Origin of the sequence: Bradyrhizobium uaiense (genome assembly GCF_010811875.1) — a bacterium.
GTDB lineage: Bacteria > Pseudomonadota > Alphaproteobacteria > Rhizobiales > Xanthobacteraceae > Bradyrhizobium > Bradyrhizobium uaiense.
The window spans coordinates 1-26,823 of sequence record NZ_VKHP01000124.1 but is presented as its reverse complement, the minus strand read 5'-3'; the positions used below and the strand labels follow the sequence as shown (position 1 = coordinate 26,823).

29 protein-coding genes are annotated in these 26,823 nt (G+C 64.9%); 20 read left to right on the top strand and 9 right to left on the bottom strand.

Annotation, left to right across the window (positions count from 1 at the left end):
• Positions 1 to 1,533: ATP-dependent helicase HrpB (hrpB, locus tag FNJ47_RS26375; protein ID WP_163158376.1), on the bottom strand; the 1,533-nt coding region annotated here is incomplete at its 3' end.
• A 217-nt stretch (positions 1,534 to 1,750) separates the two neighbouring features.
• Here hrpB and FNJ47_RS26370 point away from each other — a divergent pair.
• The 4 genes from FNJ47_RS26370 to FNJ47_RS26355 all read left to right on the top strand — a co-directional run bounded on the left by FNJ47_RS26370 (position 1,751) and on the right by FNJ47_RS26355 (position 5,705).
• Positions 1,751 to 2,842, top strand: a complete 1,092-nt coding sequence (locus FNJ47_RS26370; RefSeq protein WP_163158374.1) for an acyltransferase family protein — start codon at positions 1,751 to 1,753, stop codon at positions 2,840 to 2,842.
• A 244-nt stretch (positions 2,843 to 3,086) separates the two neighbouring features.
• Positions 3,087 to 3,698, top strand: coding sequence for a sigma-70 family RNA polymerase sigma factor (locus tag FNJ47_RS26365; RefSeq protein WP_163158372.1), 612 nt, complete (start codon positions 3,087 to 3,089; stop codon positions 3,696 to 3,698).
• A gap of 702 nt (positions 3,699 to 4,400) precedes the next feature.
• On the top strand, positions 4,401 to 5,108 hold the full coding sequence (locus FNJ47_RS26360) for a cytochrome c biogenesis CcdA family protein (protein ID WP_163158370.1): 708 nt from the start codon (positions 4,401 to 4,403) through the stop codon (positions 5,106 to 5,108).
• 18 nt (positions 5,109 to 5,126) lie between these two features.
• The gene (locus FNJ47_RS26355; protein ID WP_163158368.1) at positions 5,127 to 5,705 is read left to right on the top strand and encodes a thioredoxin family protein; all 579 of its coding nucleotides are present in this window, start codon (positions 5,127 to 5,129) and stop codon (positions 5,703 to 5,705) included.
• Between the two features lie 120 nt (positions 5,706 to 5,825).
• On the opposite strand, the gene FNJ47_RS26350 is transcribed toward FNJ47_RS26355, so the two are convergent.
• The gene (locus tag FNJ47_RS26350) at positions 5,826 to 6,092 is read right to left on the bottom strand and encodes a hypothetical protein (RefSeq protein ID WP_163158366.1); all 267 of its coding nucleotides are present in this window, start codon (positions 6,090 to 6,092) and stop codon (positions 5,826 to 5,828) included.
• 263 nt (positions 6,093 to 6,355) lie between these two features.
• Here FNJ47_RS26350 and FNJ47_RS26345 point away from each other — a divergent pair, with 263 nt between their 5' ends.
• The 5 genes from FNJ47_RS26345 to FNJ47_RS26325 all read left to right on the top strand — a co-directional run bounded on the left by FNJ47_RS26345 (position 6,356) and on the right by FNJ47_RS26325 (position 10,753).
• Positions 6,356 to 7,759: a cytochrome ubiquinol oxidase subunit I gene (locus FNJ47_RS26345; protein WP_163158364.1), complete on the top strand. Its 1,404-nt coding sequence runs from the start codon at positions 6,356 to 6,358 to the stop codon at positions 7,757 to 7,759.
• Positions 7,756 to 8,757, top strand: a complete 1,002-nt coding sequence (gene cydB, locus FNJ47_RS26340) for a cytochrome d ubiquinol oxidase subunit II (protein ID WP_163158362.1) — start codon at positions 7,756 to 7,758, stop codon at positions 8,755 to 8,757. The genes FNJ47_RS26345 and cydB overlap by 4 nt, the downstream gene beginning before the upstream one ends.
• Entirely contained in the window at positions 8,757 to 8,885 is a 129-nt protein-coding gene (locus FNJ47_RS26335; protein WP_163158359.1) for a DUF2474 domain-containing protein, read from the top strand. Before cydB ends, FNJ47_RS26335 begins: the two co-directional genes overlap by 1 nt.
• 169 nt (positions 8,886 to 9,054) lie before the next feature.
• On the top strand, positions 9,055 to 9,648 hold the full coding sequence (locus FNJ47_RS26330) for a L,D-transpeptidase (protein ID WP_163158357.1): 594 nt from the start codon (positions 9,055 to 9,057) through the stop codon (positions 9,646 to 9,648).
• A 67-nt stretch (positions 9,649 to 9,715) separates the two neighbouring features.
• Complete coding sequence (locus FNJ47_RS26325; RefSeq protein ID WP_163158355.1) at positions 9,716 to 10,753, top strand: amino acid ABC transporter substrate-binding protein; 1,038 nt, start codon at positions 9,716 to 9,718, stop codon at positions 10,751 to 10,753.
• 121 nt (positions 10,754 to 10,874) lie between these two features.
• Here the strand turns inward: FNJ47_RS26325 and FNJ47_RS26320 are convergent, their stop codons facing one another.
• Positions 10,875 to 12,014 (bottom strand): acyl-CoA dehydrogenase family protein, encoded by a 1,140-nt coding sequence (locus tag FNJ47_RS26320; RefSeq protein ID WP_163158353.1) that lies wholly within the window; start codon positions 12,012 to 12,014, stop codon positions 10,875 to 10,877.
• A 149-nt stretch (positions 12,015 to 12,163) separates the two neighbouring features.
• The gene (locus FNJ47_RS26315; protein ID WP_163158351.1) at positions 12,164 to 13,348 is read right to left on the bottom strand and encodes an acyl-CoA dehydrogenase family protein; all 1,185 of its coding nucleotides are present in this window, start codon (positions 13,346 to 13,348) and stop codon (positions 12,164 to 12,166) included.
• Positions 13,349 to 13,516: 168 nt separating this feature from the next.
• Here FNJ47_RS26315 and FNJ47_RS26310 point away from each other — a divergent pair, with 168 nt between their 5' ends.
• Both FNJ47_RS26310 and FNJ47_RS26305 read left to right on the top strand, forming a co-directional pair.
• On the top strand, positions 13,517 to 14,062 hold the full coding sequence (locus tag FNJ47_RS26310) for a carboxymuconolactone decarboxylase family protein (RefSeq protein ID WP_163158349.1): 546 nt from the start codon (positions 13,517 to 13,519) through the stop codon (positions 14,060 to 14,062).
• A 138-nt stretch (positions 14,063 to 14,200) separates the two neighbouring features.
• Positions 14,201 to 14,695, top strand: a complete 495-nt coding sequence (locus FNJ47_RS26305) for a VOC family protein (protein ID WP_163158347.1) — start codon at positions 14,201 to 14,203, stop codon at positions 14,693 to 14,695.
• 196 nt (positions 14,696 to 14,891) lie between these two features.
• Here the strand turns inward: FNJ47_RS26305 and FNJ47_RS26300 are convergent, their stop codons facing one another.
• The 3 genes from FNJ47_RS26300 to FNJ47_RS26290 all read right to left on the bottom strand — a co-directional run bounded on the left by FNJ47_RS26300 (position 14,892) and on the right by FNJ47_RS26290 (position 18,270).
• The gene (locus FNJ47_RS26300; protein WP_163158344.1) at positions 14,892 to 16,109 is read right to left on the bottom strand and encodes an MFS transporter; all 1,218 of its coding nucleotides are present in this window, start codon (positions 16,107 to 16,109) and stop codon (positions 14,892 to 14,894) included.
• A gap of 115 nt (positions 16,110 to 16,224) precedes the next feature.
• Positions 16,225 to 17,469, bottom strand: coding sequence for an MFS transporter (locus tag FNJ47_RS26295; protein WP_163158342.1), 1,245 nt, complete (start codon positions 17,467 to 17,469; stop codon positions 16,225 to 16,227).
• A 303-nt stretch (positions 17,470 to 17,772) separates the two neighbouring features.
• On the bottom strand, positions 17,773 to 18,270 hold the full coding sequence (locus FNJ47_RS26290; protein WP_163158340.1) for a type II toxin-antitoxin system HicB family antitoxin: 498 nt from the start codon (positions 18,268 to 18,270) through the stop codon (positions 17,773 to 17,775).
• 85 nt (positions 18,271 to 18,355) lie between these two features.
• On the opposite strand from FNJ47_RS26290, the gene FNJ47_RS26285 reads away from it, so the two are divergent.
• Positions 18,356 to 18,520: a hypothetical protein gene (locus tag FNJ47_RS26285; protein WP_163158338.1), complete on the top strand. Its 165-nt coding sequence runs from the start codon at positions 18,356 to 18,358 to the stop codon at positions 18,518 to 18,520.
• 12 nt (positions 18,521 to 18,532) lie between these two features.
• On the opposite strand, the gene FNJ47_RS26280 is transcribed toward FNJ47_RS26285, so the two are convergent.
• Positions 18,533 to 19,222: a DUF938 domain-containing protein gene (locus FNJ47_RS26280; RefSeq protein ID WP_163158336.1), complete on the bottom strand. Its 690-nt coding sequence runs from the start codon at positions 19,220 to 19,222 to the stop codon at positions 18,533 to 18,535.
• A gap of 399 nt (positions 19,223 to 19,621) precedes the next feature.
• Between FNJ47_RS26280 and soxX the strand changes: the two genes are divergently transcribed.
• From soxX to FNJ47_RS26240, 8 genes are all read left to right on the top strand, one after another.
• Complete coding sequence (gene soxX / locus FNJ47_RS26275; RefSeq protein ID WP_163158378.1) at positions 19,622 to 19,912, top strand: sulfur oxidation c-type cytochrome SoxX; 291 nt, start codon at positions 19,622 to 19,624, stop codon at positions 19,910 to 19,912.
• Between the two features lie 32 nt (positions 19,913 to 19,944).
• Entirely contained in the window at positions 19,945 to 20,439 is a 495-nt protein-coding gene (soxY, locus tag FNJ47_RS26270) for a thiosulfate oxidation carrier protein SoxY (protein ID WP_163158333.1), read from the top strand.
• A gap of 23 nt (positions 20,440 to 20,462) precedes the next feature.
• Entirely contained in the window at positions 20,463 to 20,774 is a 312-nt protein-coding gene (gene soxZ / locus FNJ47_RS26265) for a thiosulfate oxidation carrier complex protein SoxZ (RefSeq protein ID WP_050419904.1), read from the top strand.
• A complete protein-coding gene (soxA, locus tag FNJ47_RS26260; protein ID WP_163158331.1) occupies positions 20,771 to 21,631 on the top strand; it encodes a sulfur oxidation c-type cytochrome SoxA in 861 nt (286 codons plus the stop codon). The genes soxZ and soxA overlap by 4 nt, the downstream gene beginning before the upstream one ends.
• Positions 21,628 to 21,942 carry a hypothetical protein gene (locus FNJ47_RS26255; RefSeq protein WP_163158329.1) on the top strand — a complete coding sequence of 105 codons (315 nt, stop codon included), beginning with the start codon at positions 21,628 to 21,630 and terminating at the stop codon, positions 21,940 to 21,942. Before soxA ends, FNJ47_RS26255 begins: the two co-directional genes overlap by 4 nt.
• Before the next feature lie 182 nt (positions 21,943 to 22,124).
• Positions 22,125 to 23,873, top strand: coding sequence for a thiosulfohydrolase SoxB (soxB, locus tag FNJ47_RS26250; protein WP_163158327.1), 1,749 nt, complete (start codon positions 22,125 to 22,127; stop codon positions 23,871 to 23,873).
• Positions 23,870 to 24,325 carry a DsrE family protein gene (locus FNJ47_RS26245; protein ID WP_163158325.1) on the top strand — a complete coding sequence of 152 codons (456 nt, stop codon included), beginning with the start codon at positions 23,870 to 23,872 and terminating at the stop codon, positions 24,323 to 24,325. Before soxB ends, FNJ47_RS26245 begins: the two co-directional genes overlap by 4 nt.
• A 293-nt stretch (positions 24,326 to 24,618) precedes the next feature.
• Positions 24,619 to 25,659 carry an MBL fold metallo-hydrolase gene (locus FNJ47_RS26240; protein ID WP_163158323.1) on the top strand — a complete coding sequence of 347 codons (1,041 nt, stop codon included), beginning with the start codon at positions 24,619 to 24,621 and terminating at the stop codon, positions 25,657 to 25,659.
• Between the two features lie 171 nt (positions 25,660 to 25,830).
• Here FNJ47_RS26240 and FNJ47_RS26235 read toward each other — a convergent pair whose 3' ends face one another.
• Positions 25,831 to 26,622, bottom strand: coding sequence for an ABC transporter substrate-binding protein (locus FNJ47_RS26235; protein ID WP_163158321.1), 792 nt, complete (start codon positions 26,620 to 26,622; stop codon positions 25,831 to 25,833).
• Positions 26,623 to 26,823 lie beyond the last annotated feature (201 nt).

The window sequence follows — 26,823 nt, the reverse complement described above, 5'->3', positions numbered from 1 at the left end:
TCCCCAACCCCTCCCCGCAAGGGGGGAGGGAGAAGTAAGAGCGTCCTCGTTGGCCGCCACCTGTTGCGCCCAGCGCGCGGCCATGCTGCGCGCGCTCGAAGCACGCTGCGAGCGGTCGCGGCGAAACTGGTCGAGCCTGACGTCGAGGTCGACGCTGTCGCCGCCGAGCCCGCGCTCGGTCAGCACAGCGGCGATCTCGGCGGCCTCCTCGCCCATACCGAAACGCGCAGAATCCACGATCATGCGCGCCAGCCGCGGCGGCAGCGCCAGCGCGCGCAGGCTCTGGCCCTCCTCGGTGATGCGGCCGTCGCCGTCGAGCGCACCGAGCTCTGACAGCAGCGATCTCGCTTCCTTCAGCGCCGGCCCCGGCGGCGGATCGAGGAAGGCAAGGCTCGCGGGATCGCTGACGCCCCATTGCGCGAGGTCGAGCACCAGCGAGGACAGATCGGCGGAGAGGATTTCGGGCGCAGTGTAGGCCGGCAGCGATGCGGTCTGCGGCTCGTCCCACAGACGGTAGCAGACACCGGGTTCGATACGGCCGGCGCGGCCGCGCCGCTGATCGACCGCGGCGCGCGAGGCCCGCACGGTCTCCAGTCGCGTCAGCGCCATGTCAGGCTCATAGCGCGGCACCCGCGCCAGGCCGGAATCGACCACGATGCGCACGCCCTCGATGGTCAGCGAGGTCTCGGCAATCGAAGTCGCCAGCACCACCTTGCGGATGCCCTTCGGCGCCGGCGCGATGGCGCGATCCTGCACGGCTGCATCGAGCGCGCCGAACAGCGGCACGATCTCGACCGAGGCGTCGTGCACGCGCTCGGCGAGGAAGGTTTGCGTGCGACGGATCTCGGCGGCGCCCGGCAGGAAGGCAAGCACCGAGCCGGCATCGGCGCGCAGCGCAGTCGCGATCGTCTCGGCCATCTGCCGCTCCACCGGCGCATCGACCTTGCGGCCGACGTAACGGGTCTCGACCGGAAAGGCGCGGCCCTCGCTCTCGACGACAGGCGCATCGCCGAGCAGCCTGGCGACGCGCGCGCCGTCGAGCGTGGCCGACATCACGAGGATGCGCAGATCCTCGCGCAGGCCGGTTTGCGCGTCGCGCGCCAGCGCCAGGCCAAGATCGGCATCGAGCGAGCGCTCGTGGAATTCGTCGAACAACACTGCGGCGACGCCGTGGAGCTCGGGATCGTCGAGGATCTGGCGTGAGAAAATGCCCTCGGTGACGACCTCGATCCGCGTCGCGCGCGACACCTTCGAGCCGAAGCGCACGCGATAGCCGACGGTCTCGCCGGGACGCTCACCGAGCGTCTTCGCCATCCGCTCGGCGCTGGCGCGCGCGGCGATACGGCGCGGCTCCAGCACGATGATCTTCTTACCCCTGGCCCAGGGCGCATCGAGCAACGCCAGCGGCACGCGCGTGGTCTTGCCGGCGCCGGGCGGCGCGACCAGCACGGCGGCATTGTGGCTGTCGAGCGTGCGGTCGAGCTCATCGAGCACGGCGTCGATCGGCAGCGGGCTATCGAAATGGTGCGGCAAGCAGTCTCATCGCAGGCCACGGCCCTCGGCCAGCCTTGCGTCCTGTGGTTAACGAGCGTCGGATTCTCTTAGGATTTCCGGCGCTCTTAGACCATTCGCCTGGTCGAGGGAACCGGGGAAAGGGCCGGGTTAAGGTGGCACATCCCTTGTACTGATAAAGGAGAAAGCAACCGATCGGGCCGATGATGGGGCCCGACCACACCGAAACAGGACAAGGATGACCACAAACGGCACAATAGCTGCGACAGATCGTTCCCTTGATCGATCACTTGATCGATCACGTGGGAACGAGGCCGCGCGTGTCGATTGGGTCGATTATGCCAAGGGCATCTGCATCATCATGGTCGTCATGATGCACTCGGTGCTGGGGGTCGAGAAGGCCGCCGAGCAGACCGGCTTCATGCATTATGTCGTGATGTTCGCAAAGCCGTTCCGGATGCCGGACTTCTTCCTGATCTCCGGGCTGTTCCTGTCGGTCGTGATCGATCGCGACTGGCGCACCTATCTCGATCGCAAGGTGATGCACTTCGCCTACTTCTACGTGCTGTGGGTGACGATCCAGTTCGGTTTCAAGGCGCCGTCGCTGGCCGCCGAAGCGGGTTGGGCCGAGGCTGGGCGGCAATACCTCGCCTCCTTCGTCCAGCCGTTCGGCACGCTGTGGTTCATCTATCTGCTGCCGATCTTCTTCGTCGTCACCAAGCTCGCCCGCAACGTCCACCCGCTCGTGATCTGGCTGATCGCAGCAGCATTGGAGTCGGCGCACGTCGCGACCGGCTGGTACGTGATCGACGAGTTCAGCGCCCGCTTCGTCTATTTCTACACCGGCTATGTCCTGGCCGATTACGTGTTCGCGCTGTCGGACCGTGCACGGTCGCGGCCGGCGCTTGCCCTGCTCGGGCTTGGGTTCTGGGCGCTGATCAATGGCGGCCTGGTCGCGCTCGATATCAGTGAATGGCCGATCGTCTCGTTGGCACTCGGCTTTGCCGGCGCCTGCGCCATCATCGTGTCCGGCACGCTGCTGGCACGTGCGCACTGGCTCGGCTTGCTGCGCTTCTGCGGCGAGCACTCGATCGTGATCTACCTCGCCTTCTTCCTGCCGATGGCCGCGACACGCACCGTTCTGCTGCGCTACGACGTCATCCCCGACATCGGCCTGATCTCGCTGATCGTGACCGCGGCCGGCGTCGCCGGCTCGCTCCTGATCTGGCGGCTGGCACTGGCGGTTCGGGCCAATTTCCTGTTCGAGCGGCCCGATGCGTTCTGGATTGCCCCGAAAAAGGCAGCGCCCGCTTTGCAAGCGGCCGAATAGGCCCCAACAGTGCCGAAAGTCACGGGCCGGAATCGTTCCCGGCGGGGCTAAGCCGGCCGCTCTAATTTTCTACGCGTTGAAATTATTGGCTTTTCGGCCCCGAATGTTTCGTCGTCCGGCCGGCGACGAAACAATTCTCCCGGTCACGAAACCATTTTCCGCTTTTCGCGCAGACATCCGGAAACCGGCGGTAACTAGCTTTCTCCCAACGAACCGCCGCCCAACGGCGAACTGGGAGCCTGTCATGCCGAACGTCATCGCCATCAACTCTGCAGCCACGAAGCATATCGATGCTGCTCGCGCGACCTCGGATGAAATGCTGCTCGCGCGTATCGCCAAGAATAACCGCACCTCGATGCACACGCTCTACGCCCGTCATAACGTCCGGGTTTACCGCTTCGTGCTCCGCATGGTGCGCGACACCACAATGGCCGAGGATCTGGTGAGCCAGGTGTTCCTGGACGTCTGGCGCACCGCGGCCCAGTTCGAGGGCCGCTCGCAGGTCTCGACCTGGCTGCTGTCGATTGCCCGCTTCAAGGCGCTGACCGCGCTGCGCCAGCGCAAGCATGAGGACATCGACCAGGACGACGTGCTGGAGATCGCTGACGGCGCCGACACGCCGGAAACCTCGCTCGATCGCGCCACCACCAGCGAGATCCTGCGTGCCTGCGTGGCCAAGCTGTCGCCGGCACACCGCGAGATCATCAATCTGGTCTACTACCATGAGAAATCGGTCGAGGAGGCCGGGCAGATCATCGGTATCCCGCAGAGCACGGTGAAGACCCGCATGTTCTATGCCCGCAAGCAGCTCGCCGACCTCCTCCGGGGCGCCGGCGTGGACAGCGTCGCAGCGTAAAACGAATATAGATCAATAGTTTAAAAGGAGATCGAGCAATCCGGGCAATTGTCCACGAAGCCGAAAAAGTCCGGCGACGAAGCAATTGAAACAATCGACGACATCACCCGGAAAAACGCGATCCCTATACCCATATCCAACGACGCAACCCCAACCCCAATTCACTGACCCAGTTTCGATACTTCCCTTCGTTCTAACCTCCCAAGTAACCTCCAACGACCCGGCCGGGATGCCCCCCAGCCGGGTCGCTCTGTTTTTGGCGCGACAAGTTGCGCCTCAAAATGACTGTCGTCGCACAGTACCCTTGCCGCTCGCTTGCCGGTGCCCGTACGAGCTCTTGCCACCGCGGCGGCCTCACCACATCCCCAGCAGTCATCACCCGGCTTGACCGGGTGATCCAGTACGCCGCGGCCCCTCGGCTCAAGCACAAGCGCCTCTGGGATACTGGATCGCCCGGTCAAGCCGGGCGATGACACCGATCGGGTGGGGTGAGCGCACCAATTCACCAATTCTAAGAGCAACACTGCCCCCGCCTGCACTCAATCGGATGCGCGAGCCCCGATGCGCATGACACCGGCCTCACGCTGACGTGACGTTATCGGCGCCCGGACGGCCGTAACGGCTCGACCGTCCTCGCGAAGAACATCAGGCATACCCGGCACGGCCCTCTGGCGTGCCGGGACTTCTGATGGACGGACGACGATGCTCAGCCTTGCCCTTGCCCTTGCCCTGGCCCTGCTTGCCGGTGTCGCTACCGTCGCCGCGCCTTGCACCCTGCCGATGCTGCCGATCCTGTTTGGGGTATCGATAGGCCAGACCGGCAAGGCGCGGCCTGCGATGATCGCGCTCGGCTTCGTGATGTCATTCTCTGCGGTGGCATTGCTGCTGAGCGCGATCACGCGCGCATTCGATTTCGATCCCAACCTGCTGCGGACCGGCGCGGCCGTCCTGCTCGCGGGCTTCGGCCTGCTGATGATCTGGCCGGCGCCGTTCGAATGGCTGTCGGTCCGGTTGACGGGTGCCGCCGGCAATCTCGGTCAGGCTGCGCCGTCGCAAAGCCTGTTCGGCGGCTTCGTGCTCGGCTCTACGCTCGGCCTGGTGTGGACGCCGTGCGCCGGACCCGTGCTCGGCTCGATCCTGACCATCGTCGCGACCTCGAAGGATACCGCGTGGGCGAGCCTGCAGCTCGTCACCTACGCGATCGGCGCAGCGATCCCGATGCTTGCGATTGCCTATGGCGGGCAGGCCGTCACCACCCGCGTGCGCAGCATGGCGCGGATCGCACCGCGCCTGCAGCAAGGCTTCGGCGTCGTGATCATCGGCTTCGCCGCGCTGTCCTACCTGCAATACGACACGCTGATCGTGGCGTGGCTGACCCAGTTCTATCCCAACGGCCAGATCGGCCTGTGAGCTTATAAGGAGAGTTCAATGTCCCTGCGCTTGATTGCTGTTTCCGCTCTGGTCGCGGGCCTTGGCCTCGGTGGCGCCGTCATCCCCGGCCTCTGCTCCGAGTCCGACGCGCCGGCCGTGCCGGTGCCGAGGGCGGTCGCCATGACGACCGGACAGAGCCAGACCGCGCCCGAATTCACAGGGATCAGCAACTGGTTCAATTCGCAGCCGCTCAAGCTTGCCGATCTGCGCGGCAAGGTCGTGCTGGTGGATTTCTGGACTTATGGCTGCGTCAACTGCGTCAACACGCTGCCGCACGTCACCCAACTTTATTCAAAGTACCGGGATCGCGGCCTCGTCGTGATCGGGGTCCACACGCCGGAATTTCCGTTCGAGCATTCGGCCTCCAACGTGCAGGCGGCGCTGAAGCGGCACGGCATCCTCTATCCGGTGGCGCAGGACAACAACTCGCAGACCTGGAACGCCTACGGCAACCAGTATTGGCCGGCGCAATACCTCATCAACCAGAACGGCAAGATCGTCTTCCAGCACGCCGGCGAGGGACAGTACGACGAGATCGACCGCACGGTCGCGCGGCTGCTCAACGCCAACAGCTAGGGCGCGTACTCATGAACGGGGACACCCGCCTTCGGTGGCGAAGCAGACACGCGACCTGACGTCAGGGATATCGCCTTGTGACCCGAAGCGGATTTCCCGCTAGGCCGACCAGTGGCGGGTTTACACGGCCTCGACGGAGAGCACACGAACAGCACCGTGGTCCTTGAGATACGCGGAGAGGCAGTCGCCAAACTCGTCCAGAAAGGCTAGCCCGGCCTGATCAAAATCATTAGTCCCGCAGAGGATCAGGGTCCCACTTTCGTAACGACAGTGGACCTCTCGATGCCATCGACGGTGATTGTTGAATTCATTTTGGATGTCTTGTGCCGCCATTGCTCCAACAGAAGCATCAACCCCGCAGCAAACAAGCGTAATCTTGAAACCCATCGGTCCCTGACGCGGCTATGGAATCGAACGCAAGTCTACTATGCCGTTTCGCCCGAGTGAATGACCGCTATCGGCCCGGGCTGTGTGACGCCTAGTGCACGGCATCATGCGGTAGCTCCAATCGCATGATGTTCCCCTAGACAATCCGCCCTGTATTGTCGTCATCCCCGTCGTGCTAGGGTCCACGCCGGGGACGACGCGATCCCGAACGCGCATGCCGTGACCGGATCGCGCCCCAGAGCATTGGCAAGGGGTGGTGCGTGATGTTCGAAGGCTGGGATGCGGTCGTACTCGCCCGCGCGCAATTCGCTTTCACGATGTCGTTCCACATCGTGTTTCCCGCATTCTCGATCGGGCTTGCGAGCTACCTCGCGGTGCTGGAAGCGCTGTGGCTTGCCACCAAGCGCGAGGTCTACATCAACCTGTTCAATTACTGGCTGAAGATCTTCGCGGTCGCGTTCGGCATGGGCGTGGTCTCGGGCATCGTGATGTCCTACCAGTTCGGCACCAACTGGTCGTCCTTTGCCGACAAGACCGGGCCGGTGATCGGCCCGATGATGGCCTATGAGGTCTTGACCGCGTTCTTCCTCGAGGCCGGCTTCCTCGGCGTGATGCTGTTCGGGCTCGAACGCGTCGGCCCCAGGCTGCATTTCGTGGCGACGTTGATGGTTGCGATCGGCACGCTGATCTCGGCGTTCTGGATTCTGTCGGCCAATTCCTGGATGCAGACGCCGACCGGCCATGCCGTCAACGCCGACGGCCAGTTCGTCGCCGCCGACTGGCTCAAGGTGATCTTCAATCCATCGTTCCCTTATCGTCTCGTGCACATGGTGCTGGCGGCCTACCTCACCACCTCGCTGGTGGTCGGCGGGGTCGGCGCCTGGCACCTGTTGCGCGACCAGCATCTGGCGGGTGCGCGCGTGATGTTCTCGATGGCGATGTGGATGGCAACCCTGGTGGCGCCGATCCAGATCCTCGCCGGCGACCAGCACGGCCTCAACACACTGGAGCATCAGCCGGCCAAGGTGATGGCGATGGAAGGCCACTTCCAGAGCCACAAGGACGGCGCGCCGCTGATCCTGTTCGGCTGGCCCGACCAAAAAGATGCCAGGGTGAAATACGCGATCGAAGTGCCGAAGCTGTCGTCGCTGATCCTGAAGCATTCGCTCGACGCACCGCTCGCCGGCCTCGACACCGTGCCGCGCGAAAACTGGCCGCCGGTGCCGATCACCTTCTGGGCGTTCCGCATCATGGTCGGCCTCGGCTTCCTGATCATGGGGCTCGGCCTGTTCAGCCTGCTGATGCGCTGGCGCGGCATGATGTACCAGTCGACGCTGCTGCATCGCTTCGCGGTCCTGATGGGTCCGGCCGGCTTCATCGCGGTGCTCGCAGGCTGGATCACCACGGAGACCGGGCGGCAACCGTTCACCGTCTACGGGCTCTTGCGCACCGCCGATTCGGCGTCGCCGCTGGCGGCACCGGCGGTGGGCTCGTCGCTGATCGCCTTCATCATCGTCTATTTCGCCGTGTTCATCGCGGGCGTGATCTACATCCTGCGGCTGATGGCGCAGCCGCCGCACCCCGGCGAGCAAGGCCCGTCGACAAATATCCCCGCCCGCGCGGCCGGCATCACGCCGGCGGCCGGCGCCGTGGAGGGCGCGCGATGATCGATCTCACCATCATCTGGGCCTTCATCATCGCCTTTGCCGTGTTCGTCTATGTCGTGATGGACGGCTTCGATCTCGGCCTCGGCATCCTGTTTCCGGTGTTTCCGCAAAAGACCGATCGCGACGTCATCATGAACACGGTGGCGCCGGTGTGGGACGGCAACGAGACCTGGCTGGTGCTCGGCGGCGGCGGCATGATGGCGGCGTTTCCACTGGCCTATGCGGTGCTGATGCCGGCGCTCTACACGCCCATGATCGCGATGCTGCTCGGCCTCGTGTTCCGCGGCGTCGCTTTCGAATTCCGCTGGCGCACCCAGAAGGCGCGCAACAAATGGGATATCGCCTTCGCGGGCGGCTCGCTGGTCGCGACGCTGGCGCAGGGCATCGCGCTCGGCGCCATTCTGCAGGGCATCCATGTCGAGGGACGCCAATATGCCGGCGGCTGGTGGGATTGGCTGACGCCGTTCAGTGTCCTGACCGGTATTGCGCTCGTGATCGGCTATGCGCTGCTGGGCGCGACCTGGCTGGTGATGAAGACCGAAGGCGAGCTGCGCGAGCGCGCCTATCATCTGAGCTGGATGTTGCTGGTCGCGATGCTGTGTGCGATCGGCGCCGTCAGCATCGCAACGCCGTTCCTGGCCGTGCAGTACACCCAGCGCTGGTTCGCCTGGCCCAACATCATCCTCACCGCACCGGTGCCGATCGCGGTCGCCGCCGTCACCGCGCTCTTGCTGCGCGCGCTCGGCGACAAGAACGACCACCAGCCGTTCTTCCTGACGCTGGCGCTGTTCGCGCTGTCCTATGCCGGGCTCGGCATCAGCATGTACCCGTACATCGTGCCGCAGAGCATCACGATCTGGCAGGCCGCGGCGCCCGCGAACAGCCAGATCTTCATGCTGGTCGGGGTCTCGATCCTGGTGCCGCTGATCCTCGGCTACACCGCCTGGGCCTATTGGGTGTTCCGCGGCAAGGTGCGCCCCGGCCACGGATACCACTGATGTCACAGGCTCCGAATCAGCGGCCGCTCGGCCGGCGCCTGCTGTGGTTCGCAGCGCTCTGGCTCGGCGGCGTCGGCACGGTGGCGCTGGTCTCGTTCGCGTTGCGACTCTGGATCGCGCCGAAATGAGGCGAATGGCGCGGCGCATCCCGGCGCGCAATGACAAAAAACAGAAGCATTACAGTGATATAGTGTGACGCCCGCCCTAAACTTGCCATCAAGCTGCCGCTGAGATTTGATGCTGCACGTGATTTGGGTGGAGCAACCATTGGCTGCGCGCCAATAAGGAGAGCTTTGCATGACGAAACTTCGTCACCTGGTCTGGATGTTGATCGCCACGGGCGCGCTCGTGCTGTCGACATCGCAGGGCTTTGCCCAGAGCCGCCCGGACGCCGACGAGCCCGGCCTGATCGCCGACGACGGCTACCAGCTCGACCCGGAATGGCAGAAGCAGGTCGTGTACTACCGGACCAATGAGGCGCCGGGCACCATCATCGTCTCCACCGCCGAACGCCATCTTTACCTCGTGCAGGGCAACGGCCGCGCACTCCGCTACGGCATCGGCGTCGGCCGCGATGGCTTCCAGTGGCAGGGGCTCGTGACCATCACCCGCAAGGCCGAATGGCCGGATTGGACCCCGCCGCCGGAAATGATCGCCCGCCAGCCCTATCTGCCGCGCTTCATGGCGGGCGGCCCGGGCAATCCGCTCGGCGCACGCGCGATGTATCTCGGCACCACGGTCTACCGCATCCACGGCACCAACCGGCCCGACACCATCGGCACCGCCATCTCCTCCGGCTGCTTCCGCCTCGTCAACGCCGACGTCGCCGATCTCTACAACCGCGTTCCCGTCGGCACCAAGGTGATCATCCGCCAGAAGCCTGAACTCTGATCTCCACGCTCTACCCGCCTTCGATATCCGACCTGTTTTTCCCCCGATCATTCGCGAGAGAGAACCCATGCGTACATTTCGAGGCGGCCTGACGATCGGGCTCGCGGTCGCCGCGCTGGTTGCGGCCGCCGCCATCGCCTATGAGCGTTACGACACCCGTACGCTGAAGCGCACCGTCCGCCGCGGCGACGTGCTGTGCGGCGTCAACAAGGGCCTGCCGGGCTTCTCGATCCCCGACGACAAGGGCAACTGGACCGGCTTCGACGTCGACTTCTGCCGCGCGGTGGCCTCGGCGATCTTCGACGATCCGTCGAAGGCGAAGTTCGTCCCGCTCGACGCCAGCGAGCGCTTCAAGGAGTTGCAGAACCGCAAGGTCGACATCCTGTCGCGCAACTCCACCTGGAGCATGTCGCGCGAGACCAATTACGATCTCTATTTCCCGGCGGTCGCCTATTATGACGGCCAGGGCTTCATGATCCCGCGCTCGCGCAACATCGATTCCGCGCTCGACCTGAACGGCAGCAAGGTCTGCGTGCAGGCCAACACCACGACGCAGCTCAACCTCGCCGACTATTTCCGTGCCAACAACATGAAGTACACGGAGATGAAGTTCGACAAGCTGGACGACGTCGTGAAGGCCTATGATTCCGGCCAGTGCGACACGCTGACCTCGGACGCCTCGCAACTCTATGCGCTGCGGCTCAACCTCTCCAAGCCGGGCGACCACTTGATCCTGGCCGACATCATCTCCAAGGAGCCGCTGGCGCCGGTGGTCCGGCTGCGCGACGACGACTGGATGATGATCGTGAAGTGGACGCTCTACGCCATGATCAACGCCGAAGAGCTCGGCATCACCTCGAAGAACATCGACGAGGCGCTGAAGTCGAAGAAGCCGGAAGTGATGCGGCTGGTCGGCACCGAAGGCTCCTATGGCGAGGATCTCGGCCTGACCAAGGACTGGGCGGTGCGCATCATCAAGCATGTCGGCAATTACGGCGAGGTCTACGACCGCAACGTCGGCGCCGATTCCAAGCTGAAGATCCCGCGCGGCATGAACCAGCTCTGGAACGCCGGCGGCGTCCAGTACGCGCCGCCGATCCGCTGAACGGCTTTCGTCATTCCGGGATGCGCCGACAGGCGCAGGCCCGGAATCCATCGAGCAGCAGTGAAGGCTGCGCCAAGGATTCCGGGGCTCGCGCTTCGCGCGCCCCGGAATGACAGCTAGTCTAGTACCCCTTGCCGCTCGCCAACTGGTCGGTGTGGTAATTGCTGTCGCCGAACAGCTCCTGGCAGACCCGGGCTCGCTTCATGAAGAAGCCGATGTCGAACTGGTCGGTCATGCCCATGCCGCCATGCATCTGCACGCCCTCCTGCACGGCAAGCGTGGCAGTGGTGCCGGCGCGCGCTTTTGCCACTGAGACAGCGGTGGCGGCCTTCGCGATATCGGTATCGAGTGCCTGTAACGCCTTGAGCACCGCGGCGCGGGTGATCTCGATATCGATGTAGAGCTCCGCGGCACGGTGCTGCAACGCCTGGAATTCGCCGATCGCCTTTCCGAACTGCTTGCGCTCCTTGAGATAGGCTACGGTACGGCCGAACACCTCGTCGGAGAGGCCGACCATTTCGGACGCGACCGCGCCGCGGCCGATATTGAGCACGCCCTCGAGCAACCCAAGGCCCTGATCGACCTCACCGAGCACGCTGTCGGCATTGACCTCGACATTGCCGAACACGATGCGCGCCGCATTGTGCGAATCGACCATGGCGGTGCGCTCGACCGCGATCCCCCTGGCCTTCGGGTCGACCAGGAACAGCGTCAACCCGTTCTTGTCGCCGGCGCTGCCCGCCGAGCGCGCCGCAACGATCAGGAGGTCGGCGGTGTGGCCGTCGACCACGAAGGCCTTGTCGCCCGACAGCTTGAAGCCGTTGCCGGCGCGCGTCGCCTGCAATTTGGTCTGCAGCGGACGATGCTTGGCGCCTTCATCGATCGCCAGCGCCGCCAGCAGCGAGCCGTCGGCGATCTTGGGCAGATGCTGCGCCTTCTGCGCCTCGCTGCCGCCGCGCGACAGTGCCGATGCAGCGAGCACCGAGGTCGCAAGGAACGGCGACGGCATCAAGGTGCGGCCGATCTCCTCCATGACGATGCCGGCTTCGACGCAGCCGAGCCCGCTGCCGCCGAACTGATCCGGCACCAGCAGGCCGGAGAAGCCCATCTCGGCAAAGGTCTTCCAGAGCTCGCGCGAGAAGCCGGTGGCATCCTTGCTGTCGCGCAAGCCGCGCAGATGCGCCACCGGCGCTTTGTCGCTGATGAGACCGCGCGCACTGTCGCGCAGCATGGATTGTTCTTCGGTGAGGACGAGGGCCATGGATGGATCCGATAAATCTGATGTTGTTCGTTCAAGCGAATTTCAAGAGAACGTCATGCCCGGCCCTGTGCCGGGCATCCACGTCTTGTGCCAGCCGCGACAAAGACGTGGATGGCCGGGTCAAGCCCGGCCATGACGGCGGAAAGACTTCACGCCCCCGGCAGATCGAGGATGCGCTTGGCGACGATGCCGAGCATCACCTCCGAGGTGCCGCCCTCGATCGAGTTGGCCTTGGTGCGCAGCCAGGCGCGCGGACGGGCGCCGCCCTTGGAGCGGTCGCTCTCCCACTCCAGCGCGTCGATGCCGCCGGCCGACATCAGGATCTCGTAGCGCCGCTTGTTGAGCTCGGTGCCGTAATACTTCATCGCCGAGGAGAACGCCGGGTGCGACTGTCCGGCCTTGGCGAGATCGACCGCGCGCTCCGCGGCCGCAGCAAGCGCCGCCTCGTCGACCTCGAAGTTCGCGATCTGGCTGCGCAGCTGCGAATCGTCGAGCTTGCCCTGCGCGTCCGTGCCGACCGAATCGGCGGCGATCTGGCCGAGCGGACGGCCGACGCCGCGCTCGCCCATGCCCGAGATCATCGCGCGCTCGTGCTGCAGCAGGTATTTTGCGACATCCCAGCCGCGATTGACGGTGCCCACCACATGCGACTTCGGCACGCGGACATTGTCGAAGAAGGTTTCGCAGAACGGCGAGTAGCCGGAGATCAGCAGGATCGGTTTGGTCGACACGCCCTTCGAGGCCATGTCGAACAGGATGAAGCTGATGCCGTCGTGCTTCTTCGCCGCCGGATCGGTGCGGACCAGGCAGAAGATCCAGTCGGCATAGTTGGCGTAGGACGTCCAGATCTTCTGGCCGTTGATGATGTAGTCGTCGCCGTCGCCGACCGCACGGGTCTGCAGCGAGGCGAGGTCGGAGCCGGCGTTCGGCTCGGAATAACCCTGGCACCAGCGGATCAAGCCCGCGGTGATCTTCGGCAGATGCTCCTTCTTCTGCTCCTCGGTGCCGTATTTCAAAAGCGCCGGTCCGAGCATCGAGATGCCGAACGAGGTCAGCGGCTGGCGCGCGCCGATCGCCGCCATCTCCTGCCGCACGATCTTGGCCTCCTCGCCGTCGAGGCCCCCGCCGCCATATTCCTTCGGCCAATGCGGTACGGTCCAACCCTTGTCGCGCATCCGCTCGAACCAGACGCGCTGCGCTTCGGAGGAGAATTTCGTGTTGCGGCCACCCCAGAAGGTGTCGCCGTCCGAGGTCATCGGCTTGCGCATCTCCGGCGGGCAGTTCTGCTCCAGCCAGGCGCGGGTCTCTGCGCGGAATTTCTCGAGGTCAGCCATGGTGCGTTTCCAGTCAAAATCGACGAATTGGATTCGACCTTAGACCTACGCCGCCGCCGAATTCAATATGCCTCGCGGCGGCGCCATGCTCTGGCGTCGCTACTCACCTTGCGCGATCGGGTGTATCGCCGAGAGAGGGTAACGATTGAAAAACAAGAGGAAACGGTCATGCGGCTGAAGCTGCTTTCGCCTAGCGAAATGAACGCCGCCCAGAAAGAAACCTACGACGAGTCGATCGCCGGCAAGCGCGGCGCGCCGCCGGCGCCGATGATGGCCTGGCTGAACAGCCCCGAGATGGCACGGCATGCCACGCGGCTCGGCGAGGTGCTGCGCTTCGAGACGATCTTTCCGCCAAAACTGTCGGAGATCGCGATCCTCGTCACCGCGCGGCACTGGACCGCGCATTACGAATGGTATGCCCACAAGCGGCTCGCGCTGAAGGGCGGCCTCGATCCGAAGATCATCGAGGACATCCGCGTGCGCCGGACGCCGACCTTCGACGATCCCAAGGCCAGGGTGATCTACGACGTAGCCAAGGCGCTGCACGAAGGTCACGGCCTGCCCAAGGGACTGTATGACGAGGCGGTTGAGATGCTGAGCCAACGCGGCCTGGTCGAGGTGATCGGTCTCTGCGGCTACTACACGATGGTGTCGATGACGCTGAACACGTTCGAGTTCCAGCTGCCCGGCGGCGAACTGTCGGAGCTGTGCTAGACCCAGGCGGACCGTGGCGCCTTTCGGAAACGCTGCGTTTCAGGATGGATTGCTCCGGCCGCGGCAAATCCGGACTATATCAGGCGGTGAAGCCTTTGCCCCGGACGGCAAGGCATTGATGCCAACGGAGCCCAGGCCATGCCGGAGAATCCCCCTATCATCGCGGGCACGCGGATCGGGCATGTCCACCTCAAGGTCGCCGATCTCGACCGTGCGCTCGGCTTCTATTGCGGCGTGCTCGGCTTCGAGCTGCAGCAGCGGATGGGCACGGACGCGGCCTTCATCTCGGCCGGCGGCTATCACCACCACATCGGCCTCAACACCTGGGAGAGCAAGGGCGGCCATCCGCCGCCGCCGGGCACCACCGGCCTGTTTCACACCGCCATTCTCTACCCCACCCGCCCGGCGCTCGCCGACGCGCTGCACCGGGTGCTGTCGGCCGGCATCCAGCTCGACGGCGCCAGCGACCATGGCGTCAGCCAGGCGCTTTACCTGCGCGATCCCGACGAGAACGGCGTCGAGCTCTATTGGGATCGGCCCGAGGCCGAATGGCCGCGCAGCGCCGACGGCAAGCTTTCGATGTTCACGCGTCGGCTTGATCTGGAGGATCTGCTGAAGCAGCGTGCGGCGTAATTCCGCAAGTCGGATAATTCCGGAACGCTTCGCCGCATCCGGCGACAGGTCTTTCCTCCCCTTCCCCTGAAAGGGGGAAGGTAGGATGGGGGTCAGCCGCAGGCGTGGCTCCAAGTGGAGAGACCAGATCCCCACCCGCTTTGCTCTGCGAGCAAAGCGACCTCCCCTTTCCAAGGGGAGGTAAGCAGAGCGCGGGCTACTTGCCAGCCTTCATCATGATGGTCGCCGCCGCGATCAGCTCCAGCCCGATGCAGCCATAGAACGGCAGCGTGTAACCACCCGTGAGATCGTGCAGCAACCCAATCACGCCGGGGCCGAAAGCATAGGTGATCTGGTTGATCGCGGTGATCAGGCTGACCAGCACGCCGAATGCGCGTGGATCGAACTCGCGCTGCACGATCAGCGCCGGCAGCGTGATCAGATTGCCGACCGAGAAGCCGAACAGTGCGCAGGCGGCGATCTGCGCGAGGTCGTTGTGCACGTTGATGATGATGACGAGCGCGACCGCCTGACTGACAAAGGACAACGCCGACGCCAGCCGCTGGTTGAGCCGGTCGATCACGAAGGAGAACGAGACGCGGCCGACCACGGCCATCGCGGTCAACAGCGCCATCGCCACCGTGGCCCGCTCACGGCCGATCACCTGGTCGAGATAGGCGATCAGATGGACGATAAAGCCGACCTGGGCGAACAGCACCAGCGCGAAGGCAACCGAGACCGAGAGGAAGCGGATGTCGCGCAGCGCCCGGGCGCGCACCTGGGTCGCCGACGGCGCATCGGCCGCCGCTGACGCGACCGCGTGTAGATGCGGCGGCGGCTGGCCGACGAAGATCAGGATGACGGGCACCATGACCACGATCAGCAGCAACGCAGCCGCGATCATCGCGCCGGAGAAGCCGAAGGCGCCGATCCCCGTCACCAGCAGCGGCACGCCGACGATGCCGCCGAAGCTGGCGCCGTTCAGCGCCAGGCTGATCGCCATGCCGCGCTTCTTGTCGAACCACAGGCCGAGCGTGTTGGTGATGATGCCGAGGCTGGTGCCGGCCCAGCCGAACGCCAGCAGCGCATCGGCGAGATAGAGCTGCCAGGGCGCGCGCACCTCACCGATCGCGACCGCCGCGATCGCCATTGCGAAGGTGCCTGCGATCAGGCAACTGCGCGCGCCGAACGCCTTGATCGCCTCGCTGACGAAGGCAACCAGCGCTGCGCCGAACAGATAGAAGAAGGTGGTGCCCGACGAGATCAGCGACGCCGGCCAGCCGTGCAGGCGCTGCAACTCGGCGACATAGACGCTCTGTCCGTAGAAGCCCAATCCCCAGCCGAAAGTCGCAAGCAGGAAGCAGACGACGACGATGCGCCAGCCTTCATAACCAAGCGAGGACTCGTCTGCTTGCGTGGGCGATGATGCGTCCATTTCTTGCTCTTGCTTCTCACATCGTCATGGCCGGATTCATCCGTTCCCACGATGTGAGCAGCCTTGCAAGCCGATCATTTCGAAGCCGATCGAAGTGTCAGCAATTGGCAGCAGGTCAGATGCTGGGATCCGGGATTTCTTCCATCGCACGCAATTTCGCTCGCCGCTTGGCAAATGAAGCGAACGAGAGCACGGCGAGGCCGAGCAACACAGGCGGAAACACCACAATGTTGACAGCGTTCCAGCCGTAATGCGCCAGCAGCTGGCCCGACGAGAACGAGCCGATCGCCATCATGCCGAAGACAAGGAAATCGTTGAAGGCCTGCACCTTGTTGCGTTCTTGCGGCCGGTGCGTTTCCAGCACCAGTGCGGAGGCGCCGACGAACGCGAAGTTCCAGCCGATCCCAAGCACGAACAGCGTCGCCCAGAAGTGCGGCGCCGTGATCCCCGACAGTCCGATCATCGCGGCGACTGCTTCGAGCGCCAGACCGAGCGCGACGATGGCGGGCGCACCGAAGCGGGCGATCAGCGAGCCGGTGAAGAAGCTCGGGCCATACATCGCCACGATGTGCCACTGGATACCGAAATTGGAATCGCTGACCGACAGTCCGCACATCTTCATCGCGAGCGGCGCCGAAGTCATCACCAGATTCATCATCGGATAGGCGATCACGCCGCACAGCGCCGCAGCGATGAAGCGCGGCTGCTTTGCGATCTCGAGCAAGGGGCGGCCGCCATGCAGATCCGCCGCCGCAGGCTTCGGCGCGTCGACGCCCGAGAGCACCGCCATCGCCACCAGCGCGACCAGCGCCTGCATCACGAAGGAGAACGCGAACAGATAAGGCGGCCAGATGTCCATGGTCCATTGCACGAGCTGCGGCCCGAGCACACCGGCGAAGACGCCGCCGGCCATCACCCACGACACCGCCTTGGGCCGGAACGCGACACTGGCGCCGTCGGCGGCGGCAAAGCGATAGGACTGCGCGACGGCGCCGTAGAGCCCGCCGAGGAAGGTCGCGCCGCAGAACAGCCAGAACGATGAATGCAGGATGGCCCAGGCGCCGAGCGCGCCGGTGAGCGTGCCGCAGAAGGTGCCGATGATGAAGGCGACGCGCCGGCCGTAGGCGCGCGAGATCGCGCCGGTCGGCAGCGTGCCGGCGGCAAGGCCGAGCACATACATCGAGAGCGGCACGGTGGCGAGCGAAACGCTCGGCGCCAGCGTCGCGCCGACGATCGAGCCGGTGGCGAAGATCACGGCCGAATTGGCGCCGGTCAGCGCCTGCGCCGCCGCAAGCCGCCACACATTGCTGCGCGCCCGCGCGTCATCGCTCGTCTCATCCGCAGCCGTCACGTCGATCATCGGTGGTCCCGCGCTGAAGCCCCGGCGGGAGCCTCCAATCGCGCGCACTATGGAGAGCAGGTCGAGGCCGATCAACCGGCGCAAACGGACGTAGGCCATGCGGGAGGCGCACGAGAGCGCACCGTTCTCCTGTCGTACGGGTCGGCGCTTAGACCCGTCATCCTGAGGTGTGAGCCTTGCGGCGCAATTGCGCCGCTGGGCGAGCCTCGAAGGATGCACGGCCACCAGCCGGGCCGTCGACCCTTCGAGACGGCCGCTGCGCGGCCTCCTCAGGGTGACGGTGGTAGAACTGAAGAATGGCGTCTACCGCACAGGCTTCTTGCCCGGCCGCTTCTCGGCGCACAGCGCGCCGGTCTTGTGCACCTTGGAACGCGGCGCGATCGGGGCGCCGCGCGGATAGCCGCCCGGCCATTCGAGTGCGAGCGAGCTCGCAAAGCCGAAGAAGCTCGAACGGCTCATGCCGAGCTCGGCCGCGCGCTTGTCGATGCGCGCGATCAGGCTCTTCGGCAGATAGACGTTGACGCGCTCGGATGGATCGGGCGGATCGACGCCCACCATGAAGAAGGCGGCAACGTCGGAGCCCTTGGGCGGCACGATCCGCTCGATCGGCGTCGGCTCCGGCAGCACGTGGCCCTGCTCGACCCAGCCGTCCACCGCCTGCGCCAGCGCATGCTCGGCACGCTCGATCGCCTCCTCCTGCGACTTGCCGCCGGCAACGCAGCCGGGAAAGTCGGGAAACCAGGCACCGAACGCGCCGCGCGAACCGCGCTCCAGCACGGCCGGATAAAGCCGTCTCTTCATTCTGGCCTCCGTCGTTGGAGTATGCTATTTCACACACCTCGGTGTGTCAAATCACACAACGCGTCAATCGTGGGAGGGCCCGGCAATGGACCCGCAAGCCGAACTCCGCATCGTTCGCGCGGCCTATGCCAAGCAGATCCTGGCCGCCGCCAACGTCGACGATGCGCGCGTGGCCGCGGCCTTCGCCGCCATCCCGCGCGAGGACTTCGTCGGCCCGGAACGGTGGATGATGCTGGCTGCGCGGGGATGAATGGTGTCTGGCTTACGACTGAGCCGCACCCGCCCGCACGAACATCAAAATCATGTTGTTGGCCGGCATCTCGAAGGTGCCAGCCAATTTCAGCCCGTTGCGCTCCGCAAGCGCCTCGACATCGGCGATATCGCGCACGCCCCACTCGGCGTCGCGCTCACGCAGCGACGTGTCGAACACGGCGTTGCTGAGCGCGGTGTGCTTGCCGCCGCGTTTGAACGGGCCATAAAGAAACAGCCGGCCGTCGGCGCGCAGATGCCTGGAGGCGCCGGCGAACAGGCCCTCGGCGACGCGCCACGGCGCGATGTGGATCACGTTGGCGCAGAAGATCGCGAGCAGTTTGTCCGGACCTTTGCCGTCCGACGGCACTGGCGACCAGGCGGGGTCAGACAGATCGATCGGCTGCGGCGGCTTGATGTTGGCAAGGGCGGCATACGCGCGCCACGCCTCGATGCTGCGCAGATGCGCGGCATGGAGGTCGCTCGGCCACCAAATGATGTCGGGCGTCCGGCCGGCGAAATAGAGGACATGCTGGCCGGTGCCGCTGCCGGCTTCCAGCACGTCGCCGGATTGACCGGCGAGATAATTCTTCAGGACCGCCCAGATCGGCTGGTGATTGCGGTGGAATGCTGCCGCATCGAGCCGCCCGTCCGCCTCGACCGGCCTGCCGTCCTTGCCGAACTCCACCACGAACTCCGCCACTGCAATCTCCTGTTATCTAGACCGTGCAGCCAGGACGAGCCGAACGGAACCGACAGAGCGCCGTTGCTCCCTCCCCGTCATTCTGAGGTGCGAGCCTGCGGCGCAATTGCGCCGCTGGGCGAGCCTCGAAGAATGCACGGCCACAGCCGGGCCGTCGACCCTTCGAGGCTCGCTCCGCTCGCACCTCAGGGTGACGGGTCTGGTATCGTCCGCGCAGGCCGCAGCTCTGTCATTAACCCCGTCGCAACGCGCCTATTCTCCGTGTTGCCAGCCGATGGCCTTTGTGCTTTCCACTCTTTATATTGCGATGGGATCATCGAGATTGAAGCCCGGGAAACGTCCTTGATCGCCACTTTCTCCAAGCCAGCCTTCGTCCTGGCGCTGCTGGCGGGCACCGCCATGGCCGCGCCCGCGCAGGCGCAATCCGCCGCCGAGGGTGAGAGGCTCGCCTTCGACCGCGGCAAGGGCAATTGCCTGACCTGCCATGTCATCAAGGGCGGCGAGCTGCCCGGCAGCATCGGCCCCGAGCTGACCGGCCTCAAGGCGAAGTACAGCCGCGACGAGCTGATCGCGATCGTGACCGATGAGACCAAGCGCAACCCGCAGACCGTGATGCCGCCGTTCGGCCGAAACCGGATTTTGAGCGAGACCGAAATCAATGCGGTGGTGGACTTCCTGCAGACGCTGTGACGCGGCGACATCAGCTTGAGGAGATTTTTTCGATGAACATCACGACCAGCGAATTTTTCAGGACGCGCCGCCTGGTCCTGAAGGGCGCAGGCGTCGCCGCACTGATCGGACTTGGCGTCGTTCCGTTCGACGTGCCGCAGGCGCTCGCCGCAGCCAACGACAAATATCCGGAAGAGGCGTTCAAGCAGAAGACCGAGGCCGACGCGATCAAGGCGCTCTACGGCAAGACCGCCGAGCCCTCGGACAAGGTCAAGATGGACGCGCCCGAAATCGCCGAGAACGGCGCCGTGGTGCCGATCTCCGCCACCACGACGCTTGCCGACGTCACCTCGATCTCGTTCCTGGTCAGCGAGAATCCGATCTCGCTGATCGCGTCCTACAAGATACCGCCCGGCACGCTGCCGAGCGTCGCCAACCGCATCAAGATGGCCAAGACCAGCAACGTTACCGTGATCGTCGAGGCCGGCGGCAAGCTCTACAGCGCCCAAAAGGAAATCAAGGTCACCGTCGGCGGCTGCGGCGGCTGAGTTCAATCAAGGGACAAAATCAGATGGCATCGAGCATTCGCGTGCGCGCCACCTCGAACGGCGACACCACCGAGGTGCAGGCGCTGATCCAGCATCCGATGGATTCCGGCTTCGTCAAGGACGCCAAGGGCGAGATCATCCCGCCGCATTTCATCCAGGTGCTGACCTTCGAATATGACGGCAAGCCGGTGTTCGTCGCCGACTGGGGCGGCGGCGTGTCGAAGGACCCGTACGTCAAGTTCGCCTTCAAGGGCGGCAAGAAGGGCGACGACCTGAAGGTCAGCTGGGTCGACAACAAGGGCGCGACCGACACCACCACGGCGAAGATTCAATGACGCGGCGCTTCGCAATCCGCGCAGCAATTGCAACGCTTGCGCTCGGCGTCCTGGCGCTCGCGCCGGCTGCGTATGCGGCCGACAGCGTCGATCCCGCCGCCGACAAGGCCGCGTTCCAGAAATTCTTCACCGGCAAATTCCCCAAGCTGAAGCTCGAAGACTTCGTCAACGGTCCCTATTCGATGAATGAGGACCTGCACAAGCAGTGGGAAGAGAAAGAGCAGTTTCCGCCCTACGAGTTCTCGCTCGAAGCCGGCAAGGAGATGTTCTCGACGCCGTTCAAGAACGGCAAGACCTACGCCGATTGCTTCCCGAACCAGGGTATCGGCATCCGCCAGAACTATCCCTATTTCGACGAGAAGGAAGGCAAGGTCGTCACGCTCGAGCTCGCGCTCAACCGCTGCCGCGAGGCCAATGGCGAGGCGCCGTTCTCCTATGTGAAGGACGACATGGCGGCGCTGACCGCCTACATGGCCTTCACCTCGCGCGGCAAGCCGATGGACATCAAGATCCCGAACGATCCGCGCGCGCTGGAGGCCTATCAGAAGGGCAAGGAGTATTTCTACACCCGCCGCGGCCAGCTCAATTTCTCCTGCGCCACCTGCCATATCCAGAGCCCGGGCGAGCGGATCCGCGCCGAGGTGCTGGCGCCGGCGCTCGGCATCCTGAACGCGATGCCGATCTACCGCTCGGAATGGTCAGGCATGGGCACGACCAGCCGCCGCTTCACCACCTGCAACAGCCAGATCCGCGGCGTGCCGCTCAATCCGCAGGACGACGAGTACCGCGACCTCGAATATTATTTGTCCTATGTCAGCAACGGCCTGCCGATTTCGGGTCCGGGAGCGCGGCCATGAGCACGGCCATCAGAGCGATCTTCGCCGCATCCGCCCTGCTGCTCGCAGCTGCGACCACGGCGCTTGCCGCCTCCGAGGCCGACTACAAGACGGCCTATGCCGCGGCTGAAGCCGCCAACAAGGAAGCAGGCCTGCTGCGCAATCAGTGGACCACGACAGCCTCGACGCTATCCGCCGCAAAAAAGGCCGGCGAGGCTGGTGATTTCGACACCGCAGTCGCCCAGGCCAAGGAGGCCGAGGCGCTGGCAAAGGCATCGATCTTCCAGGCCACCAGCGAAAAGGAACGCTGGAAGGACATGGAAGTTCGTTGAGACAAAAAAGTTAGGGAAGCACCGGCGAATGGGTTCCCTCCCCCCTTGCGGGGGAGGGTTAGGGAGAGGGGTAAGCGGCACGGGCGGTGTTCGTGGCTCACCCCTCTCTCCAACTCTCCCCCGCAAGGGGGGAGAGAGCCCGACCACCGCCCGCGTGGCTTCAACCAAGTGCCGGAAGAGCGATGATCATCGGCCGCCGAGATCTCTTGAAAGCATCCGCCGCCGCGACGCTTGTGGCCGGCCTGCCCCGCCTTGCGCGCGGCGCCGATACCGCCAGCGTCTATGACCTTGAACGCTTCGGCAACGCCCGCATCCTGCACATGACCGACACCCATGCGCAGCTGAAGCCGGTGTTCTTCCGCGAGCCCGGCGTCAATATCGGCGTCGGTGCGATGGCCGGCCAGCCGCCGCATCTGGTCGGCAAGGCGTTCCTCGACCGCTTCGGCATCCGACCCGACAGCGCCGACGCCTATGCCTTTACCTGCGTCGAGTTCGAGAAGGCGGCCGTCCGCTTCGGACGGCTCGGCGGCTTTGCCCATCTGAAGACGCTGGTCGACAAGCTGCGCGCCGATGTCGGCGACAAGCGCTCGATCCTGCTCGACGGCGGCGACCTCTGGCAGGGCACCGGCCTCGCCAATGCGATGAACGGCGCCGACATGGTCGAGGCCGCCAACCTGCTCGGCATCGAGGCGATGACCGGGCATTGGGAATTCACCTATGGCGAGCAGGTGCTGCGCGACAATCTCTCGCGCTTCAAGGGCGAGTTCCTGGCGCAGAACGTGTTCCTGACCGAGGAAGCCGCGTTCAACGACGCCAAGGCGTTCGATCCGGCCTCGGGGCGGGTGTTCAAGCCGTCGATCATCAAGGAGATCGGCGGCCATCGCGTCGCGATCATCGGCCAGGCCTTCCCCTATGTGCCGATCGCGCATCCCAAGCGCTTCACGCCAGACTGGAAGTTCGGCATCCGCGACGAGGAGTTGCAGAAACTCGTCGACGGCCATCGCAACGACGACAAGGTCGAGGCGGTGATCCTGCTGTCGCATAACGGCATGGATGTCGACCTCAAGCTCGCCAGCCGCGTCACCGGCATCGACGTCATCCTCGGCGGTCACACCCATGACGCGATTCCGATCCCGATCACGGTGACCAATGCCGGCGGCGTCACGCTGGTCACCAATGCCGGCTCCAACGGCAAGTTCATCGGCGTGCTCGATCTCGATCTCGCCAAGGGCAAGGTCGCCAATGTCCGCTACCGCCTGCTGCCTGTCTTCGCCGAGCTGTTGAAGCCCGATCCCGCGATGCAGGCGCTGATCGACAAGATGCGCGATCCGCATGTCGACGAGTGGAGCAACAAGCTCGGCACGGCCGACCGCCTGCTCTACCGCCGCGGCAATTTCTCCGGCACCGTCGACCAATTGATCTGCGACGCGCTGCTGAACGAGCTCAATGCCGAGATCGCGCTGTCGCCCGGCTTCCGCTGGGGCCTCACCACGCTCGCCGGCCAGCCGGTCACCATGGAAGACGTGCTGTCGGAAACCGCGATCACCTATCCCGAGACCTATGTCGCGACGATGGCCGGCAGCCAGATCAAGGATGTGCTGGAAGACGTCTGCGACAATTTGTTCAACGCCGATCCCTATTATCAGCAGGGCGGCGACATGGTCCGCGTCGGCGGCCTCGCCTACACCTGCACGCCCGGCGAGACCGTCGGCAAGCGCATTTCCGAGCTGAAGCTCGGCAACGGCAAGCATCTCGAAGCCGGCAAGCACTACAAGGTCGCGGGCTGGGCCTCGGTCAACCAGCAGAACGGCGCGCCGATCTGGGATGTCGTCGCCAGGCATCTGCGCTCCGGCCGGCCGCCGAACCGCGACGAGCCCGGCGTCACGCTGAAAGGCGTCGACGACAATCCGGGCATTGCGAGGCACGGATGATGCGGCGCGCACTCATCGCGGCGCTCGGCCTTGCGGCGATCGCGCTTGCGACGCCGCTCGCCCGCGCCCAGCTCGCGCCGCTGCAGGACAAGCCGTTCGCCGAGCACAAGGTCGTGCTGCAGCTCTCCGACAACGACCCGAAGAAGCAGGGCCTCGTCATCAGCGTCGCCAACAATCTGATGAAGCATTACGACCCCGACAAGGTCGCGGTCGAGATCGTGGCCTTCGGCCCCGGCATCGACCTGCTTAGGCCCGACAATGCGAACCGCAATCTGGTCGAGAGCCTGGTCGCGCAGGGCGCGCGGGTCGACATCTGCCTCAACACCGTCGACACCATCGAGCGCGACACCGGCAAGCGGCCGGACTACATCGCCGCCGCCACCCCCGTGCAGGTCGGCGTCGCGCAGATTTTGCTTCTCACCGAGAACGGCTACACGCTGGTGCGGCCGTAATTCGTCGCCGCCCCCATTCGCACACCATACAACCGTCATCCTGAGGGCCCGCGTAGCGGGCGTCTCGAAGGGGGCACGGCCCCATCGCTTCCGCACGCCAATCCCCCTCTCGGAAAAAGCCGGGCCGTCGACCCTTCGAGACGCCGCTTCGCGGCTCCTCCAGCGACAACGGCAAAGCCGTTGCGCGGGGGTGACGGGACGGGAGTCGCGCGGGGATGGATTTGCTTTGAATAGACCCTATCTATGGAATAATATCCTCCTCACGACTCGACCCGGAGAACAGGTAAGCCGTCATGATCTTTCGCCAGCTCTTCGACAGCGTGTCCGGCACCTACAGCTATCTGCTCGCGAGCCGCGCCGGCGGTGAGGCGCTGATCCTCGATCCCGTGCTGGAAAAGGCCGACCGCTACTGCAAGCTGCTACAGGAACTCGATCTCCGGCTGGTGAAGGCCGTCGATACGCATCTCCACGCCGATCACGTCACCGGCCTCGGCGAGCTGCGCGACCGCACCCAGTGCATCACCATCATGGGCGAGCAGAGCAAGGCCGATGTGGTGTCGATGCGCGTCTCCGACGGCGACAGGGTGACGATCGAAGGTCTCTGCCTCGAGGCGATGTACACGCCCGGCCACACCGACGATTCCTACAGCTATTTAATGGGCGACCGCGTCTTCACCGGCGACACGCTCTTGATCCGCGGCACCGGCCGCACCGATTTCCAGAACGGCAGCGCGCGGGCGCAGTACGATTCGATCTTCAACCGCCTCTTGAGGCTGCCCGAGGAAACCATGGTGTTCCCCGCGCATGACTACAAGGGCGACACCGTCTCCACGATCGGCGAGGAGAAGCGCTACAATCCGCGGCTGCAGGTGAAATCGATCGACGACTATGTCGAGCTGATGAACAACCTCAATCTGCCGAACCCGAAGCTGATGGATGTCGTGGTGCCCGCCAACATGCATGTCGGCCTGCACCAGGACGAGCTTGCCAAGGAAGGCCTCTCCCTCAGCGCACGCGATGCGATCGCGAGCCTCGGCCGGCCCGATATCCTGCTGGTGGATTTGCGCGAAACCAGCGAACGCACCAAGCACGGCATGCTTCCTGGCGCGATGCACGCGCCTTATCCGGGGATCTGCGCCACCTTGCAGCCCGGCGGCATGCTGCGCGAAGTCGCGGCCGCGACCGGCCGCCGTGTCGTGTTCTTCTGCGCCTTCGGCGAGCGCTCCGCGATGGCGGTGGCCGCCGCGAAGAAGGCGGGACTGGCGAACACCGCCCATATCGAGGGCGGCATCGACGCCTGGAAGAAGGCCGGCGGGCCTGTGGTGATGGGATAATCGTCCAGCCATTGGCCGGCGCGCATTATTTCTACCGTCACCCTGAAGAGCGCGCAGCGCGTCTCGAAGGGCGACGGCCCGGCTCTACCCGAGAACACCTGGAAATATCCGGGCCGTCCATCCTTCGAGGCTCGCAAGGGCTCGCACCTCAGGATGACGGATTGCTGGGAGTTACCGCGTCACGCGCTGCAACTCTTCCGTCAGCCGATCCAGCGCATCCGCAAGCATCACGCCGCCGCACACCGTGAGCCGTTCGGGCAGCACGATGCGCCTGGCTTCCGGATAGAAGCGCTCCAGCGCCGGATGCAGCAGGAAGGCGCGGCCCTCATCTACGGCGCGATCGCCGGCCTCCGACACCAGAATGAAATCCGGCCGCAACTTCACGATGGCCTCCAGCGAAGCAAACCCGCCCGTGCCGAGGCCGAGTTCGCCGGCCGCATTGGTCAGGCCGGTTGCCGCAAGCAGCGAGTTGATGAGGCTGTTATCCCCCGACACAAAGCCGCGCCGCTCCAGCGGCAGCACGCGGTAATGATGCGCGCTCGCCACCGCCCGCGCACGGGCGATCGCCGCATCGAGGCGCGCGATCTCGGCCTGCGCGCGATCCGGATGCTGCACCACATCGCCCATCGCGCGGATCTGGTCCCGCACCTCGTCCAGCGTGCGCGGCACCGTGAACTCGACGAGGTGCAGCCCGTTGACCTTCAGCAGATCGCGCGTCGCGCGCTTGTCGAACAGGCTGACGACGACCAGATCGGGCTTGAGCAGCAGCACATCTTCAGCCCCGCCGGACAGGCGCGGAAAGTTTCGCGCCTTCTCGGCGGCCCAGGATTGCCAGGCATCGCGCGAAAAGCGGCTGAGGCCGAGAATCTGGTCCGGGTCGGCGAGCGACAGCACGAGCTGGTCGCTGCAGACATTCATCGAGACGATGCGCGGACCGGCGGCGGACGCGGCGCTGGCGGACATGAGCCACAGCAGAATCGCAATCGCCGCGGCAAGGTAACTTGAAGCAAGATGGCGGCCATCGAAAAGGTGCGCCCCCTCTCCCGCTTGCGGGGGAGCATAGGCCGCCTTCGGCGGCCGTCCTTGAAGGACGCCGAAGCGAAGCTTCGGCTACGGCGTTCGAAGAGCGCGGCGGGTGGGGGCTCTCTCCACCTAAAGAGTGTT